The following is a 15,195-nucleotide window of genomic DNA, read 5'->3' on the forward strand; positions in this document are numbered from 1 at the left end:
TGTGACCGATGTGGAGGGGAACGTACGATCGATGACCGTGCAAGCTTCGGAGAACTCTTCCCGTCGTGGCCGCCGCTCCTCCACCATGGGCGGCATGCCTGTCAACGACATGCCGTGGTGGCGCTGGCGCAGCAACGTGCGCTCGGCGCTCCACATGCTCTCCGATCCCGCCTTCCAGCGGGACGTCTGGCTGGCCGGCGTGGAGGGCTACGGCGACGTGACCGACGCGGTGTACCGGCTGGTGGAGGACACCTGGCTGGACCACTGGTCGGCGGAGAAATACGTCGGCACGATCTTCCGGGACCCGCAGGAGGCGGCGCTCGTCGACACGGCCGTCCTTCGGGTGCTGCGGATCATGCACCAGGTCGGGCCGGACGCCCCGGTCGCCGCGTACCTGGAGCACGAGGCGTGGCCGGAGGCGGTCCGGGCGGCCCGGGAGGCCCATGTGCGGCTCGCCGCGAGTGACGGCGAGGAGCCCGACTTCCCGCCGCGCAGCCTGGAGGTGCTGCACCTCATGACGCGGGCCGCCTAGCCCGGCCGGGCGGGGGCGGGCCGGGCTGGGCGTCGCGCTTGCCGTCGTCGCTGGTCCGAGGATCGGGACGATTGCCGGTGCCGCCATCGCTTGTGGGAACCTGTTCCGCATGAGCGAGCAGTCCTCCAGCGCCCCGGTCCCGCCCGACCAGTACGTCCTCACCCTCTCCTGCCCGGACAGGAAGGGCATCGTGCACGCCGTGTCGAGCTACCTGTTCATGACCGGGTGCAACATCGAGGACAGCCAGCAGTTCGGCGACCACGACACGGGACTGTTCTTCATGCGCGTCCACTTCTCGGCGGACGCGCCCGTCACCGTGGACAAGCTGCGCGCCAGCTTCGCCGCGATCGGCGACTCCTTCCAGATGGACTGGCAGATCCACCGGGCCGAGGACCGGATGCGGGTCGTGCTGATGGTCAGCAAGTTCGGGCACTGCCTGAACGACCTGCTGTTCCGGGCGCGGATCGGGGCGCTGCCCGTCGACATCGCGGGCGTGGTGTCCAACCACACCGACTTCGCCGAGCTGGTGGCCTCGTACAACGTCCCCTTCCACCACATCCCGGTGACCAGGGACACCAAGTCCGAGGCCGAGGCGCGGTTGCTGGAGATCGTGCGCGCGGAGGGCGTGGAGCTGGTCGTGCTGGCCCGCTACATGCAGGTCCTCTCGGACGACCTGTGCAAGCAGCTCAGCGGCCGGATCATCAACATCCACCACTCGTTCCTGCCGAGCTTCAAGGGCGCGAAGCCGTACCACCAGGCGCACGCCCGGGGCGTGAAGCTGATCGGGGCGACGGCGCACTACGTGACGGCCGACCTCGACGAGGGGCCGATCATCGAGCAGGAGGTCGAGCGGGTCGGGCACGACGTCACGCCGGACCAGCTCGTGGCGATCGGGCGGGACGTGGAGTGCCAGGCGCTGGCGCGGGCCGTGAAGTGGCACGCCGAGCGCAGGATCCTGCTCAACGGGCGCCGGACCGTCGTCTTCGCCTAGCGGTCCCGGACGCTCCGGCGCACGGGCCGGAACGCGTCCGGACGCCCGGCCGGGGTCTACATCCTGCTGAGGGACGCCGCCGCGAACAGGACGTCCCTGATCGCCTCCCGGTCCCCGACCTGGCCGGCTGCCGCCTCCTGCGGCGGGACGTGGCCCGCGGCCAGGCGGCAGAACTCGACGCCGTCCAGGGCCACGTGGGCCACCTCGTGCTCCGCCGAGCCCTTGGCCGCCGGGGAGTCCAGGGGGATCAGCCACTCACCGCCCCCCGAACCCTCGATCTCCAGGCGGAGACTGCGGCCCGGCTCGCCCGCCGCGACCAGGTGCCGGTGCGCGGCCGGCGCGGCCAGACCGGTACGGCGGCGCTGCGCGAGGGCCGTCGGCAGCATGCGCGCCGCCAGGTCGATCATGCGGTGCAGATGGCGTGGCGAGGGCGGGTCGTAGGGGTAGTCCACCGCGTCCGCGATGTCCTCGGCGTGCACCCAGCACTCGAAGGCCCGGTCCAGCATGGCGTCGTGCAGGGGCAGCTCGAACTCCCCGTAGGAGATCGGCATGCGGCCGGTGCCGCCGCCCGTGAAGGACACCGTGCGGACCAGGTTGTGGCTCTGCTCGCGCCAGGGGCCGCGCACCGCCCGCGTGGGCGGGAAGTGGGAGGCGCGCCAGTACGCCTCGGTGCGGGCCGACGGGGTGGGGTCCTGCGCGGGGACCTCGCCCAGCGGGTCGTCCAGGCCGAGCGCGGCCGCCACCATGCCGTCGACGGTGAGCAGGTGCGCGATCACCCCGGCGACGGTGGTGCGGCGGCTGGTCGACTCGTCGGAACGGAACCAGCGCAGCCGCACCGGGGCGTGCCACTCGGCGTCGCCGAAGTCCTGCAGCAGGGCGTCCAGGCGCGCGGTCTCGGCGTCGTACGCGGCGGCCCAGTCGGGCACCGGGATGCGCGGCGGGCGGCGCTCCAGGCAGGTCTCCAGGACGCGGGTGCGCAGGCCCGGGTCGAGGTCGAGACTGTCGGGGCGCTGCAGCAGCCCGACCGCCTCGCGCAGCCGCCGGGCCTCGTCGGCGCACCCGCCGCAGGTGCCGAGGTGCTCCTCGACGGCCGTCGCCTCCTCGGCCGAGCACGCGGCCAGCGCCCACGCGCCCAGCAGGGACTTCAGCACGGCGTGCGCCGGCACGGGCCCGGGCGGCGGCGGTACGTCCCCGCCGGGGTCCGCCGGTGCGGGCAGGGGCTGACCGCCGTCCTCGACGGAGGCCCGGGGCAGCGGTATCCGCGGCTGCCGCGCCGGGTCCTGCTCGTCCCCGGGTCCGTCAGCCCTTTGTCCAGGGGCCGTCGCGCCGGTTCCGGCAGCCCCATTCCCGGGGTCCGTCCCGCCGGGTCCGTCCTCCGCGCGGTCCCCGTGGCCGTCCTCGCCGTCATGGCCGTCGTACGCCTCGAATCGGTCCGGGCCGTTCACACCCCACCCCCGTATCCGGGCGGTGCGCCCGGCGCCTGTGTGTCGTGGGCCGTGGACAGCAGTTGCAGGCCCAGGCGCAGGCGGCGGCGGGCCTCGTCCTCGGTGATGCCGAGGTCGGCCGCGGTCTGGCGGTAGTCCCGGCGCTGGAAGTAGGCCCGTTCCAGGGCCGAGCGCAGCGGGACCGGCATGGACTGGACGATGTAGTCGGCGCGGGCGGCGACCGAGGCGCTGCGCACCCTGAGCTCCAGCTCCTCCGTACTGCCGGCGCCGTCCCGCGCCAGGGCCGCGGTCTCGGTGGCGCGCAGCCGCTGCAGCGCGAGCCGGTGGGCCAGGGTCGCGACCCAGGTGCGCAGCGGGCCCTTGCGGGGGTCGTAGGTGTCCGGGTGCTCCCAGACGTGGACGAAGACCTCGCGGGTGATGCCGTCGGCTGCGTGTTCGTCGCCGAGGACGCGGTGGGCCAGCCCGTGCACGAGGGAGGCGAACCGGTCGTAGAGCTCACCCAGGGCGGCGGCCTCCCCGCGGGCCAGCCGCTGCTGCATCTTGCGGTCCCAACGGGGCGGTACGTCTTTTCCGGCCATGCGGCTCCGTCACCCCCTGCTCGTCCTTCGCACCGGTTCGCCGTCCAGCCTGTGCCCGGCGCCTCCTCGAATGTAGTCGGCACGGCCGGTGGTGCACGCCCCTTTGTGCCAATGTGCGCCCCCCGGTGAGCCGCAGGTGGTAGAGGACCACCGGCGTGCGCACCGCGTGCTGCCCGGTTCGCGCCTACCCTCCGCCTTCCGATCAGACCTGTCCGAAGGGGATCGAACAGGATCGAAGTCGACTAAAACCAGCCGCTTCTTTCAGAGTTCAGTTTTACGGCGCGCGTTTCAGGGAACGGCCGCTGGGCAGCCGCGCAGCAAGGAAGCGTAGGGACTGCTTCCGTTCGGGCGAGCGAGGGGCGTGGTGGTGACCTTCAAAGTGACCGACGGCGAGCAGGGCGACTGGTCCGTGCTCCGGGTGTCGGGCGAACTGGACCTGGTGACGTCACCGGTGCTGCGCCAGCGCGTGCACGACGTGGTGGCCGAAGGGCACCACTGTCTCGTCCTCGACCTGTCCCAGGTGTTCTTCTGCGACTCCAGCGGTGTCGGCGTGCTGATCGCCGCCCGCCGGCTGATCCGCTCCTGCCAGGGCCAGCTGCGCCTCGTGCTGCCCGCCCGCGGCGCGGCGGACGGCTCCCACGTCAACCGCGTCCTCGGGGCACTGGGCGTGCGCAGGCTCTTCGACGTCTACGGCGACCTGGACGCGGCCCTCGGCGACGAGGGCGAACCCCTCTCCGCGTGAGGACGCGGTGACACGCGGTGGACCGTGTGTCGCCGTTCGGCCACGCCGCCGTCCCGGAATCCCCCCGGTCCCGGCACAAGTGCCGCTTTCCCGCGCCCGGACGGTCCCCTCCGTCGTACGCTCCGACCCAGACGCACCCCACCCGACGTAAGGCGGCCAGGAACAGACATGGTCAGCAGCGAGTACGAGCGCAGGATCGCCGACCGGTTCGCCGGCTTCGACCAGGACGGCAACGGCTACATCGACCGCGAGGACTTCTACGGGGCGGCCAAGGCGCTCCTCGGGGAGTTCACCGTGGCGGCCCGCTCCGACAAGGGGCAGGCGCTGTACGGCGGTGCCGAGGCCTTCTGGCAGGGCATGGCCGGGATCGCGGACCGCGACGGCGACCAGCGCATCACGCGCGAGGAGTTCGTCAACGGCGCGGTCAAGCGCCTGCGCGACAACCCCGACCGGTTCGCCGAGATCGCCCGGCCGTTCCTGCACGCGGCCCTGGCCGTCGCCGACACCGACGGCGATGGCGCGGCGACGGTCGAGGAGGCCGCCCGCGTCCTGAAGTGTTTCGGCGTTCCCGGGGACCTGGCCGGCCGCGCGGCCGGTGCGCTGGACACGGACGGCGACGGCAAGGTCGGCGAGGCCGAGGTCGTGCCCGCCTTCGCCCGCTACTTCACCGTGCCCGAATAGGCCGGTACCAGGTCCCGGCGCCCCCCGCGGAGGTACGTCCCGCGGGGGTCCGCCCCGTGGGAGGTGCCCCCGCGGGCAAGACGCCCTCGCGTCCTCCAACAGGCCGGGCCGGACGCCCGGCAGACGGCGGTCACCGCCCCGCCCGCCAGAACTGGCGGTGTGTGAAGCCCTGTTCGAGGCCGCCCGCGCAACACGCCCGGCCGCGCGAGCAGTTCGGCCGTCCCGTCGACGCCCTCCCCGCCCCGGCGCACTCCTGCGCCGTTCCGCCCGCGCCGTTCCGTGACGCCTCGTGCCACGGCCGCGACATCCGCCGCGGCCGCCGTCACGGCCGGTCCGGCGAGCCGCACCGCCGCCCGCCTCCTCGCCGGCGCACCCGCGCCGCGCGGCACGGACCGCCCGCGCCGGTCGCCCGGCGGCAGGGTCCTCACCTGGCAGTCCGAGCCGCGGGACCCGCACCGGCGGACACCGGTCCGAACGTCCCGCACCGGCATGGTGACGCACAGTGAGGGCGTGTGCGCGATCGTCTCCTTCGGCGCGCCGGCGCCGCAGGGCGTCCTGCTGCACCGTCGCCGCGCGGACCTGTGCACGTGTCGCGGATCGTGGCACTGAGTGATCACGGAGCGTTGATACCGCTCTGTGTCAGCCGCCTTGTTCCGTCACCCCCCGGAGTCGGCGGACCCTCCGGTACCTTGGGTGAGATGCGAGTGGCTCAGAGCGCGGTGGGACCCGGTGGCGCCGCATGTTCGACTGCCCCTGGGGAGCGTCGCACAGTATGCCGCAGGGGTACTCCTTCGCGCTGGAATATGCCCGAAGCGCTTGTTGGGGTGACTGTACGTCAACCATGCTGTCCCACAACGGATTCACATTCCGTGATCCATGTCCCGGCCGTTGTTCTGGCCATGCAGAAAATGGCTACGATCGTGGCCCTCGTGAGGCGCGAGCCTAAGTGTCCGCCGGTTCGGATGGTGTGAGCGGTGCAGGTGCTTCAAGTGCAGCTGGAGATCCGGCCCGACCCCGCAGAAGTGGGGCGGGCGCGGCGATGGGCCCGCTCACGCCTGGCCGGGTCGGGCATACAGGCCGATGAACCGCTCGCCGAGACGCTCATCCTGCTGGTCTCCGAACTCGTCACCAACGCCGTGGTCCACACCGGCCGTCCCGCCCTGCTGCGGCTGTGCCTGCCGCCGGCGGTGACGGACGAGGCCACCGTCCGGCTCGAGGTGGCCGACCGCAGCGGCCGGGCCCCCGTGCCCCGGTGCGCCGGCGACGAGGCGACCGGCGGCCGGGGTCTCGCCCTCGTCGACGGGCTCGCGGACCGGTGGGGCTGGAGCGTCGAGGCCGGCGGCAAGCGCATCTGGTGCGAGATCGACCGGTGTGCCGCCGCCCGCGACGTGGCGAGGTCGTGTCCGGCCGGCGCGGTGGTGTACGGCGCCCCGGACGAGTCCGCCCTCGAAGGGCTGGCGGCGTACGAAGCCGTGTAGCGCGCGGTTCACGGCCCCCCGTCCTCCGGCGGAGCAGGGGCACGGGTGCATGGTGAGTCGGCCGGTTTCCCCTGGGTGCGGGGCGGTGCGCCGGGCCGTGCTTCCGTGCGCGCCTGCGGTGAATGCCGCACAACGGGACATATCGCGGATCGGCTGTTGACTGGTGGTGACGGGCTGATCACGCTGGTGGCAGCGATTCGCCGTGAGGGGACGGCGAGGGCCCCCGTGGTGGCGGTCCTCGGCGAGTGCGGGTCGTGCATTCGGCGTCGGCTTGCCGGCAGTGCCCGGAAGCCAGGGGGTGGAGCGCCGGAGTCGGGGGTGGCGCGCGCTGCCGTGCTCGGGGCGAGCAGCGCGGCGCCGCCGCCGTCCGCTGGTGCGGCAGTCGGCCCGCATGGTTGTCCACAGGCTGTGGACAGCGAAGGGGGAACTGTCCGCGACGGCGGCGAGGCCCCCGTGCTTCCGGCGCCGAGCCGGTCGACCGCCCCCGCTGCTCATCCGCCCTGTTGCTCACCCGCCCCCGTTGCTCATCCGCCCTGTTGCTCACCCGCCCCCGTTGCTCATCCGCCTGAGGCGGTCGGTGCCGGGTTCTGGGCGCGGAAGGTGCGGCGGTAGGCGATCGGGGTGACGCCGAGCGCCGCCTGGAGGTGCTGGCGCATCGACTGGGCCGTGCCGAAACCGGCGTCCCGGGCCACCCGGTCCATGGAGCGGTCGGTGGACTCCAGCAGGTGGCGGGCCCGTTCCACCCGCTGCTGGGTGAGCCACTGGCCGGGGCTGACGCCGGTCTCCTCGCGGAAGCGCCGGGTGAAGGTCCGCACCGACATGGACTCCTGCGCGGCCATGTCGCGCAGCTGGATCGGCTCGTGGAGACGGCCCAGGGCCCAGGCGCGGGCGGTGGTGGTGGACGCCTGCTGCAGATCGGGCACCGGCCGCTCGATGTACTGCGCCTGCCCGCCGTCGCGGTGCGGCGGCACCACCGTACGGCGGGCCACCTCGTTGGCGACGGCGGCGCCGTGGTCGCGGCGCACCATGTGCAGGCACAGGTCGATGCCGGCCGCGACGCCCGCCGAGGTCAGCACGTCGCCGTCGTCGATGAACAGCACGTCCGGATCCACCTCCACCCGCGGGAACAGCCGCTGGAGGTGGTCGGCGTCGGCCCAGTGGGTGGTGGCACGGCGCCCGTCCAGGTAGCCGGCGGCGGCCAGCACGTGGGCGCCGTTGCAGATCGAGGCCAGCCGGGTGCCCGGCCGGATCCGGGCCAGCGCGGCCGCGAGTTCCCCGGTCAGCACGCCCTCGTCGTAGACCGGGCCCAGCGCGTACGACGCCGGCACGATCACCGTGTCGGCCGTGGCCAGGGCCTCCGGGCCGTGCGGGACGTGGACGGCGAAGTCGGCGTCCGTCTCGACCGGGCCGGGCGGCCGGACCGAGCAGGTCACGACCTCGTACAGGTGCCGTCCGCGGTCGTCCCGGGGGCGGCCGAAGATGCGGTGCGGGATGCCCAGTTCGAAGGGGAGCAGCCCGTCGAGCGCGAGGACGACGACGCGGTGCGGGCGGAAACCGGTGTCCGCCCCGGGCCCGGGTGCTTCACTGGCCGGAGTCATGGCCCGATCCTAACGAATGCTGTCCTTCGGGCCACTCGCTGCGCGGGCGGTCCGGACCCGAAGCTCTATGACGTGAGCCAGACAACCGAAGCAGCGGCCGTCGAGCAGCCGCCGAAGCCCCGCCGTCGTCCCCGCGTGCACCGCGCCTGGTTCGTCGCCGCCGTCACCTTCGTGACGATCATCGGCGCCGCCGCCTTCCGTTCCGTGCCGGGGCTGCTGATCGACCCGCTGCACGCGGAGTTCGACTGGTCGCGCGGCACGATCGGCGCCGCCGTCTCCGTCAACCTCGCGCTCTACGGCCTGACGGCCCCGTTCGCCGCCGCCCTGATGGACCGCTTCGGCATCCGCCGGGTCGTCGCGGTCGCCCTGACCCTGATCGCGCTCGGCTCCGGTCTGACGGTGTGGATGACGGCGGCCTGGCAGCTGATGCTGTGCTGGGGGCTGCTGGTCGGCCTGGGGTCCGGCTCCATGGCGCTGGCCTTCGCGGCGACCGTCACCAACCGCTGGTTCACCACGCGGCGCGGTCTGGTCAGCGGCATCCTCACCGCCGCGTCCGCCTCCGGGCAGCTGATCTTCCTGCCGCTGCTGTCCTGGATCATCGAGCGGTACGACTGGCGGCCGGCGGCCGTGACGGTCGCCCTGGCCGCACTCGCGGTCGTCCCGTTCGTCTGGCTCCTGCTGCACGACCACCCGGCCGACGTGGACCACAAGCCGTACGGGGCGACGGAGTTCGTCCCCAAGCCGGCGCCCGTGACCGGTGCGGCCCGGCGGGCCGTCACCGTGCTGTTCTCGGCCGCGCGCACCGGCCCGTTCTGGCTGCTCGCCGGCACCTTCGCGATCTGCGGGGCCTCCACGAACGGCCTGATCCAGACGCACTTCATCCCCGCCGCCCACGACCACCACATGCCCGTGACGGCCGCCGCCTCCCTGCTCGCGGTCATCGGCGTCTTCGACGTCGTCGGCACGATCGCCTCCGGCTGGTTCACGGACCGCTTCGAGCCGCGCCGCCTGCTGGCCGTCTACTACGCCCTGCGCGGCGTGTCGCTGCTCTTCCTGCCGATCCTGCTGGGCCCGAGCGTCCACCCGCCGATGATCTTCTTCATCGTCTTCTACGGCCTCGACTGGGTCGCCACCGTCCCGCCCACCCTGGCCCTGTGCCGCGAGCAGTACGGCGAGGACAGCGCCATCGTCTTCGGCTGGGTCCTCGCCTCCCACCAGGTCGGTGCGGCCCTGGTCGCCTTCCTGGGCGGGGTCGCCCGCGACACGTTCGGCTCGTACGACGTGGTCTGGTACGCCTCGGGAGCCCTGTGCGCGGCGGCGGCACTGATGGCCCTGGTGATCCGCCGCCGCACCACGCCGACACCCGCCCTGGCGACCCCCTGAGAACCCCGCGGTCCGCTCCACGGAGCCCCGGTCCGGGGTGACGGCTCACCCCCGGACCACCACCTCACCGCCGGACCACCTCACCGCCCGGACCGGCTCGACCGCGCGCAGTGCGGCTGCCGGTGGCGCGGATCCTCTTCGTCCGGCCGTGCGCGGCGAGGACGCGGCACGCCCCGACGCTGCCGGACTCGGCCGCGGTCCTGAGCTGGAGCCGGTCCAAGGAGGCGAGCAGCCGGTCCGCCTCCCCGGGCAGCCAGGTTCCCGGCGGCGGGTCAGGACGGGAGGCGGGCTGCGGCGCGGGCCTCGTTCTTCGCGACGGCCTTCGCGATGCGGACCGCGTCGATCGCCAGCTCGCGCAGGTTGCCGCTGATCGGGTTGGTGAAGCCGGTGAAGTACAGGCCGGGGGCGGTCCTCGGGGTGCGGGGGCCGTGGGTGACGGGCCTGCCGCGGGCGTCCAGGACGTCGAGGTGCCCGACCAGGGGCTCCAGGGAGCGGACGTACCCGGTGGCGGCGATGACCGTGTCCGGGGAGATCCGGGAGCCGTCGGCCAGCAGCACCGAGCCGTCCTCCTCGAAGCCCTCCACCGCGGCGACGACCTCGACGCTGCCCTTGCGCACCGCGTCGATCAGCCCGACGTCCTGCACCGGGATGGCTCCCTGCTGCACGCGGCTGTACAGGCCGGTGTCGGGGCGCGGCAGGCCGTGGGCCGACAGGTCGGGCACGGCCACCTTCGCCTGCACCCGGCTGATGCGGTCGACGAGGCCCACCGGCAGGCGGCGGACCAGGACGCCGCTGTACTGGGCGGCCCACCCGGCGGTCGACCGCCGCACGATGTGCGGGACGGTGCGCACGGCCAGCCGGACCCGGGCGGCACCGCTCTCCACCAGGTCCACGGCGATCTCGGCGCCGGTGTTGCCGACGCCGACCACGAGGACGTCCCGGCCGGCGTACGGCGTGCCGTTGCGGTACTCGGCGGCGTGCAGGAACTCCCCGGGCCAGGACGCGCGGCCGGGCCACGAGGGCACCCGCGGGGTGTGGTTGAAGCCGGTCGCGACGACCACCGCGGCACCGGTCAGCTCACGGCCGCCGGTGGCGTGCAGCAGCCAGCCCGCGCCGTCGGGGGCGCGTTCGATGCGGGAGACCTCGACACCCGTGACGATCTCCAGCCGGTGGTGCTCGGCGTACTTCTCCAGGTAGCGCACCACGTCGTCGCGGGACACCCAGCGCCCGAACCGGCGGGGCATCGGCAGACCGGGCAGGGCGGACAGCCGGCGGGTGGTGTGCAGGTGCAGCCGGTCGTAGTGGCGGCGCCAGGACGCTCCGACCCGGTCGGACTTCTCCAGGACGACGGCCCGTACGCCCCGGGCCCGCAGCGCGTACGCGGCGGCGAGCCCGCCGGGGCCGCCTCCGACGACGTAGACGGGGCGGTCGGGAGCGGGCTGCGCGGAGGAGGGGGTGGGGGGTGTGGAGTCGGCCATGAGCGCGAGCGTAATCACGGACCAGCTTGATGGGTCTCGGTCAAGACCGGAATTGGTTTCGGATTGATCACGCCTGTGGCGGGAGCGGATGGGGGCCGTGGCACATCCGGCCCGGTTGTGGCGGCCGGGTGACGGATCCGGGGCCGCGGGCGAGCCGACGGGGCGGCGGGCCCCGGTGCTCCGCGCCGCGGTCGGCCGGTGCGCGCGGGACCGCACGCGCTTGAATGGCCCCATGGCCCCCACACGTGACCACTCACTCCCCGAACTGAACGGACACGGCCTGCAGTTGCGCCCCTGGAACCCGGGTCTGGGCTCCGACGTGGACACCTGGCTGCGCGGCCTGCGGGACCCGGAGTTCCGCAGGTGGAACACCCCCCTGCGGCCGGTCACGGACCGCAGGAGCGCCCGTGAGTCGCTGCTGGCGCGCGAGCACAGCGCGACGGAGGGCACCTCGCTGTCGTTCCGCATCGCGGACGCGCGCAGCGGCACCGTGCTGGGCCACATCGGCGTCAACGAGATCAAGTACCACCTCAGGGTGGCCCGGGTCGGCTACTGGGTCCTGCCCGAGGCCCGCGGCCGGGGCGTCGCCACCCGCGCCCTGCTGCTCGCGGCACGCTGGGCCTTCACGGAGATGCGCCTGCACCGGCTGGAGCTGGACCACGCGGTCGGCCACGCGGTGTCGTGCCGGATCGCCGAGCGCTGCGGCTTCGCCTACGAGGGAACCCTGCGCGGGGCCGTCTTCGAGGAGGACCGGCACGACACCTTCCGGGACGCCCACCTGCACGCCCGGCTGGCCACGGACCCGGAGCCGGCCGGTGTCCGGGTGCCGGGGGACGAGCCGTGACAGGTGACGCGGGTCACCGGCGGCGGGCCGATGAGTCCCGGGCGTCGCGAAGGTCGTATCCGGTGACCACGCAGAAGGGACACCCGAGATGACCGCACCCGTGAAGGGCCCGGCGAGCTACTTCCCCGCCATCGAGAAGAAGTACGGTCGGCCGATCGCCGCATGGCAGCAGCTCATCCGCGCCTCGCCGCTGACCCGGCACATGGAGCTGGTCGCCTGGCTCAAGACCGAGCACGGCCTGGGGCACGGCCACGCCAACGCGCTCGTGGCGCACACCCTCGCCGAGGACAAGGACAAGGACAAGAACACCGGCAAGCAGGGCTGAGCCGTGCGGAATTGAGGAGCGCCGCGAACCGGCGGGGCGGCACCATGGGGCATGGACACCCACACGGACACCGACACCGCCGCCACCGGGGCCGGCACCTGGCACCTCACCCCGGACCCGGAGGACTTCCTCGCCCGCGCCGGGGCGTTCCTGCGCTCCGAACCCGCTCTGCACACCGTCCCGCTGACGGTCACGGAGACGCTGCGCACGCAGGGACCGCACGCGTACGGGGAGGGCGCCCCGGAGTTCGGGATGCTGGAGCGCGGCGGGCAGGTCCGGGCGGCCTTCTTCCGCACCCCACCGCACTGGCTGAACGTCACCGGCCTCACTCCCGAGGACAGCGAGGCCCTCGCCGCCCGGCTGGCCCGCCTCGGGCAGCGCCTGCCCGGAGTGAACGCCGACCGCGACACCGCCGAGGCCTTCGCCGCGGCGTGGCAGCGCCACACGGGCGCCGCCGTCCGGCTGCGCCAGCGGCAGCGGCTCTACCGCCTGGGCACCCTGGCCGTGCCGGAGCCCGCGCCGCCCGGTGCGCCCCGGGTCGCCGGCGAGGCCGACCGCGCGCTGCTGATGCGCTGGCACGACGAGTTCGGCGCGGCCGTCGGGCTGGGCACCGTCCGGGGAGCCGCCGAGTGGGCGGACGCCCGGATCCGCAGCGGCGGCGTCACCTTCTGGGAGACCCCGGACGGCACGCCCGTCGCGATGGCCGGCGTCACGCCCCGGGTCGCCGGGCAGGTGCGCGTCGCCTCCGTCTACACCCCCGCCCCCCGGCGCGGCCGGGGCTACGCCGGTGCGGTGACCGCCGAGGTCAGCCGGGCCGCCCTGGCCTCGGGCGCGGACGAGGTGGTGCTCTTCACGGACCTGGCCAACCCGACCAGCAACGGGCTGTACCAGCGCATCGGCTACCGGGCGGTCGCGGACTTCGCGGTGTACGACTTCGCGTGAGGCGGGGCGGCCCGGCCTTTCCGGGGGACACTCGGGGCCCGCGTCCGTCGTGCCGACGGCCCGCGCGTCAGGGCCAGAGCAGCTCGCGTGCCCAGGACTCCTGCCGCCCGCCGGGGTCCTCGCGCCGGTAGCGGAGGCGGACGTGCCGCCGCCGCTCGTCGCCCTGGAAGAACTCGACCTCCTCGGGGCGCAGCCGGTACAGGGTCCAGGACGGGACGGGGGCCGCCGGGTCCTCGGCGGCCCGCTCCCACGCCGACTCCGAGGCCCTCGCCAGCTCGTCGAGCGAGGGCAGGACCTCGCTCTGGTGCCCGGTCAGCGCCGCCGCCAGCGCACCGGTGGACCGGGCGTGGAGGTCGCCCTGGGACTCCTCGGACGGGGCGGCCGTCACCGGCCCGCGCACCCGGACCTGGCGGCCCAGCACCGGCCAGTAGAAGCCGAGCGCGGCGTACGGCCGGGCGGCGAGCTGGCGGCCCTTGCGGCTGCCGTCGTGCGAGGCGAAGGACCAGCCGTCGGCGTCCGCGCCGTGCAGCACCACGATCCGCACGTCGGGCAGGCCCGAGGCGTCCGAGGTGGCCAGGGACACGGTGTGCGGCTCGGTCTGCCCGGCCGACACCGCCGCCGCGAACCACTCGGCGAACAGCGGCAGCGGGGCGGCGGGCGCGGTGGCGGGGTCGAAGGGCGGGAGCGCGGTGAGCTGCGGGTCCCAGATCCGCAGGGACCGCAGCAGCTCGTGGAGATCGGATGCCATGCCCCGATTCTCGCCCCGCGGACACCGACGGACCCGCCGGGACGCGGCGGCCGCTCCCGGAGCCGGTGTCAGACCTGGCCGAGGTCCGAGGAGACCCACCGCTGCGGGCGCATCCGCAGGACCACCTGCTCGCCGTGGTTCTCCCAGGCGAAGTCCACGTAGCCGTCGACCTTGTCGGCCGGCAGGTAGCGCGCCGTGATCTCCCGGAGCTGTTCGCGGGTCGCCGGGGCCGTGCCGACCACCGGCCCCTCCACCGACACGTACCGGATCGTCGGCTCCAGCCGGTCCACCATCAGCGTGAACCGGCCCGCCGCGCCGATCAGTTCGTTCTTGCGGGAGTCCAGGCCGGTCATGACCCAGACCTCTCCGCCGGGCTCGTACTGGTACCAGATCGGCACCGTGAGCGGGGCCCGGCCCGGGCCCGCGTCGACCGCCAGCGCGGCGACGTGGGGCTCGGCCAGGAACTGTTCGCGCTCTTCGCGGGTCAGGGCCATCGCGGTCTCCTTCGGCCTTGGGCCTTCGGCGGGAAGCTCGGTACCGGGGCAACACGCGTACGTGCGGCGGCTGTTCCCCCGGCGCCACCCGGACCGGGCCGGGCGGGAAAGGCGACGGGCGGCGGTCCACCGGAGTGAACCGCCGCCCGCCAGACAGGACTTGGTAAGCAGTGCGAGCCGCCGCCGGCTACTTCGTCGGCTTGCGGCCCGTGACCCCCAGGTGGACCAGCAGCGCCAGGTTCGGCTTGAGGTCGGCCTGCTTCACGCCGGGGGAGAAGCCCTTCTGGTGGGAGGCCACGGCCGCGAGCATCGCGACCAGCGAACCCGCGACGGCCGCCGGGTTCACGTCCTTGTCGACCCGCCCCTTCGCCTGCAGCTCCGCGACGGCGTCCGCGAGGGAGCTGTTGACCGAGTTCAGGATCTTCGCGCGGAGTTTGGCGAAGCGCTTGTCGCCCTCGGCGGCACCCAGGTCCACCACCCGCAGGATCGCGTCGTTCTGCCGCCAGAACTCGAGGAAGCCGTCGACGAGTTCCTGCGCCGTCTGCCAGCCGGCCTTCCCGGCCCAGGAGCGGCCCTCCAGCAGCTCGGTCAACGAGGCGCCCTCGGTGGCCATTTGCTCGGCGATCTCCAGGACAGCGCCCTCGACGTCCGGGAAGTACTGGTAGAACGTCGCGGGCGAAGTGCCCGCCTTCCGTGCGACATCGATGACTTTGACGTCCCGGTAGGGGGAGGAGCTGAGCATCTCGCCGAGGCAGTCGAGCAGCTTCTGCCGGGTCGCCTGCCCACGTCGACCGGCCACGCGGCCGTCGACGGTACGCACTTGTCCTGTCATGCCGTCAGCTTACCGAGGCGCGATCGGGGCGCTATTCGGCCGACTGCAAATGGGGTGCGCGGGGGTGCGGAGGCTGCTGTGCCTGGTCTGCGGGCTGCGGCCGA

At 73.9% G+C, this 15,195-nt stretch carries 16 protein-coding genes; 9 read left to right on the forward strand and 7 right to left on the reverse strand.

Features of this window, described 5'->3' with window-relative positions:
• The first annotated feature begins 31 nt into the window (after window positions 1–31).
• Both ACFYWG_RS28350 and purU read left to right on the forward strand, forming a co-directional pair.
• Complete coding sequence (locus ACFYWG_RS28350) at window positions 32–532, forward strand: hypothetical protein (RefSeq protein WP_376326906.1); 501 nt, start codon at window positions 32–34, stop codon at window positions 530–532.
• A gap of 109 nt (window positions 533–641) precedes the next feature.
• On the forward strand, window positions 642–1,523 hold the full coding sequence (purU, locus tag ACFYWG_RS28355; RefSeq protein WP_376326904.1) for a formyltetrahydrofolate deformylase: 882 nt from the start codon (window positions 642–644) through the stop codon (window positions 1,521–1,523).
• 56 nt (window positions 1,524–1,579) lie between these two features.
• On the opposite strand, the gene ACFYWG_RS28360 is transcribed toward purU, so the two are convergent.
• Both ACFYWG_RS28360 and ACFYWG_RS28365 read right to left on the reverse strand, forming a co-directional pair.
• On the reverse strand, window positions 1,580–2,968 hold the full coding sequence (locus ACFYWG_RS28360; protein WP_389204082.1) for a zf-HC2 domain-containing protein: 1,389 nt from the start codon (window positions 2,966–2,968) through the stop codon (window positions 1,580–1,582).
• Window positions 2,965–3,546 carry a sigma-70 family RNA polymerase sigma factor gene (locus tag ACFYWG_RS28365; RefSeq protein WP_376326900.1) on the reverse strand — a complete coding sequence of 194 codons (582 nt, stop codon included), beginning with the start codon at window positions 3,544–3,546 and terminating at the stop codon, window positions 2,965–2,967. The genes ACFYWG_RS28360 and ACFYWG_RS28365 overlap by 4 nt, the downstream gene beginning before the upstream one ends.
• A gap of 361 nt (window positions 3,547–3,907) precedes the next feature.
• Here ACFYWG_RS28365 and ACFYWG_RS28370 point away from each other — a divergent pair, with 361 nt between their 5' ends.
• The 3 genes from ACFYWG_RS28370 to ACFYWG_RS28380 all read left to right on the forward strand — a co-directional run bounded on the left by ACFYWG_RS28370 (window position 3,908) and on the right by ACFYWG_RS28380 (window position 6,447).
• Window positions 3,908–4,288 carry an STAS domain-containing protein gene (locus ACFYWG_RS28370; RefSeq protein ID WP_389204083.1) on the forward strand — a complete coding sequence of 127 codons (381 nt, stop codon included), beginning with the start codon at window positions 3,908–3,910 and terminating at the stop codon, window positions 4,286–4,288.
• Window positions 4,289–4,456: 168 nt separating this feature from the next.
• Entirely contained in the window at window positions 4,457–4,969 is a 513-nt protein-coding gene (locus ACFYWG_RS28375) for an EF-hand domain-containing protein (RefSeq protein ID WP_389204084.1), read from the forward strand.
• A gap of 989 nt (window positions 4,970–5,958) precedes the next feature.
• Window positions 5,959–6,447, forward strand: coding sequence for an ATP-binding protein (locus tag ACFYWG_RS28380; RefSeq protein WP_383501990.1), 489 nt, complete (start codon window positions 5,959–5,961; stop codon window positions 6,445–6,447).
• A 557-nt stretch (window positions 6,448–7,004) separates the two neighbouring features.
• Here ACFYWG_RS28380 and ACFYWG_RS28385 read toward each other — a convergent pair.
• On the reverse strand, window positions 7,005–8,045 hold the full coding sequence (locus tag ACFYWG_RS28385; protein ID WP_389204085.1) for a GlxA family transcriptional regulator: 1,041 nt from the start codon (window positions 8,043–8,045) through the stop codon (window positions 7,005–7,007).
• Between the two features lie 72 nt (window positions 8,046–8,117).
• On the opposite strand from ACFYWG_RS28385, the gene ACFYWG_RS28390 reads away from it, so the two are divergent.
• Window positions 8,118–9,428, forward strand: a complete 1,311-nt coding sequence (locus ACFYWG_RS28390) for an MFS transporter (protein WP_389204086.1) — start codon at window positions 8,118–8,120, stop codon at window positions 9,426–9,428.
• 272 nt (window positions 9,429–9,700) lie between these two features.
• Here the strand turns inward: ACFYWG_RS28390 and ACFYWG_RS28395 are convergent, their stop codons facing one another.
• Window positions 9,701–10,906 (reverse strand): flavin-containing monooxygenase, encoded by a 1,206-nt coding sequence (locus ACFYWG_RS28395; RefSeq protein ID WP_389204087.1) that lies wholly within the window; start codon window positions 10,904–10,906, stop codon window positions 9,701–9,703.
• A 232-nt stretch (window positions 10,907–11,138) separates the two neighbouring features.
• Here ACFYWG_RS28395 and ACFYWG_RS28400 point away from each other — a divergent pair, with 232 nt between their 5' ends.
• The 3 genes from ACFYWG_RS28400 (at window position 11,139) to ACFYWG_RS28410 (ending at window position 13,017) form a co-directional block, all read left to right on the forward strand.
• Window positions 11,139–11,750 carry a GNAT family N-acetyltransferase gene (locus ACFYWG_RS28400; RefSeq protein ID WP_376326893.1) on the forward strand — a complete coding sequence of 204 codons (612 nt, stop codon included), beginning with the start codon at window positions 11,139–11,141 and terminating at the stop codon, window positions 11,748–11,750.
• A gap of 88 nt (window positions 11,751–11,838) precedes the next feature.
• Window positions 11,839–12,075, forward strand: coding sequence for a DUF4287 domain-containing protein (locus ACFYWG_RS28405; RefSeq protein WP_389204088.1), 237 nt, complete (start codon window positions 11,839–11,841; stop codon window positions 12,073–12,075).
• Between the two features lie 51 nt (window positions 12,076–12,126).
• Window positions 12,127–13,017: a GNAT family N-acetyltransferase gene (locus ACFYWG_RS28410; protein ID WP_389204089.1), complete on the forward strand. Its 891-nt coding sequence runs from the start codon at window positions 12,127–12,129 to the stop codon at window positions 13,015–13,017.
• Between the two features lie 67 nt (window positions 13,018–13,084).
• Here ACFYWG_RS28410 and ACFYWG_RS28415 read toward each other — a convergent pair whose 3' ends face one another.
• The 3 genes from ACFYWG_RS28415 to ACFYWG_RS28425 all read right to left on the reverse strand — a co-directional run bounded on the left by ACFYWG_RS28415 (window position 13,085) and on the right by ACFYWG_RS28425 (window position 15,079).
• A complete protein-coding gene (locus ACFYWG_RS28415; RefSeq protein WP_383501895.1) occupies window positions 13,085–13,765 on the reverse strand; it encodes a pyridoxal 5'-phosphate synthase in 681 nt (226 codons plus the stop codon).
• A gap of 68 nt (window positions 13,766–13,833) precedes the next feature.
• Window positions 13,834–14,259 carry a pyridoxamine 5'-phosphate oxidase family protein gene (locus ACFYWG_RS28420; RefSeq protein WP_376326886.1) on the reverse strand — a complete coding sequence of 142 codons (426 nt, stop codon included), beginning with the start codon at window positions 14,257–14,259 and terminating at the stop codon, window positions 13,834–13,836.
• Window positions 14,260–14,446: 187 nt separating this feature from the next.
• On the reverse strand, window positions 14,447–15,079 hold the full coding sequence (locus tag ACFYWG_RS28425; protein ID WP_376327056.1) for a TetR family transcriptional regulator: 633 nt from the start codon (window positions 15,077–15,079) through the stop codon (window positions 14,447–14,449).
• Between the last annotated feature and the right edge of the window lie 116 nt (window positions 15,080–15,195).

Origin of the sequence: Streptomyces sp. NPDC003456 (assembly GCF_042878735.1) — a bacterium.
Taxonomy (GTDB): Bacteria; Actinomycetota; Actinomycetes; order Streptomycetales; family Streptomycetaceae; genus Streptomyces.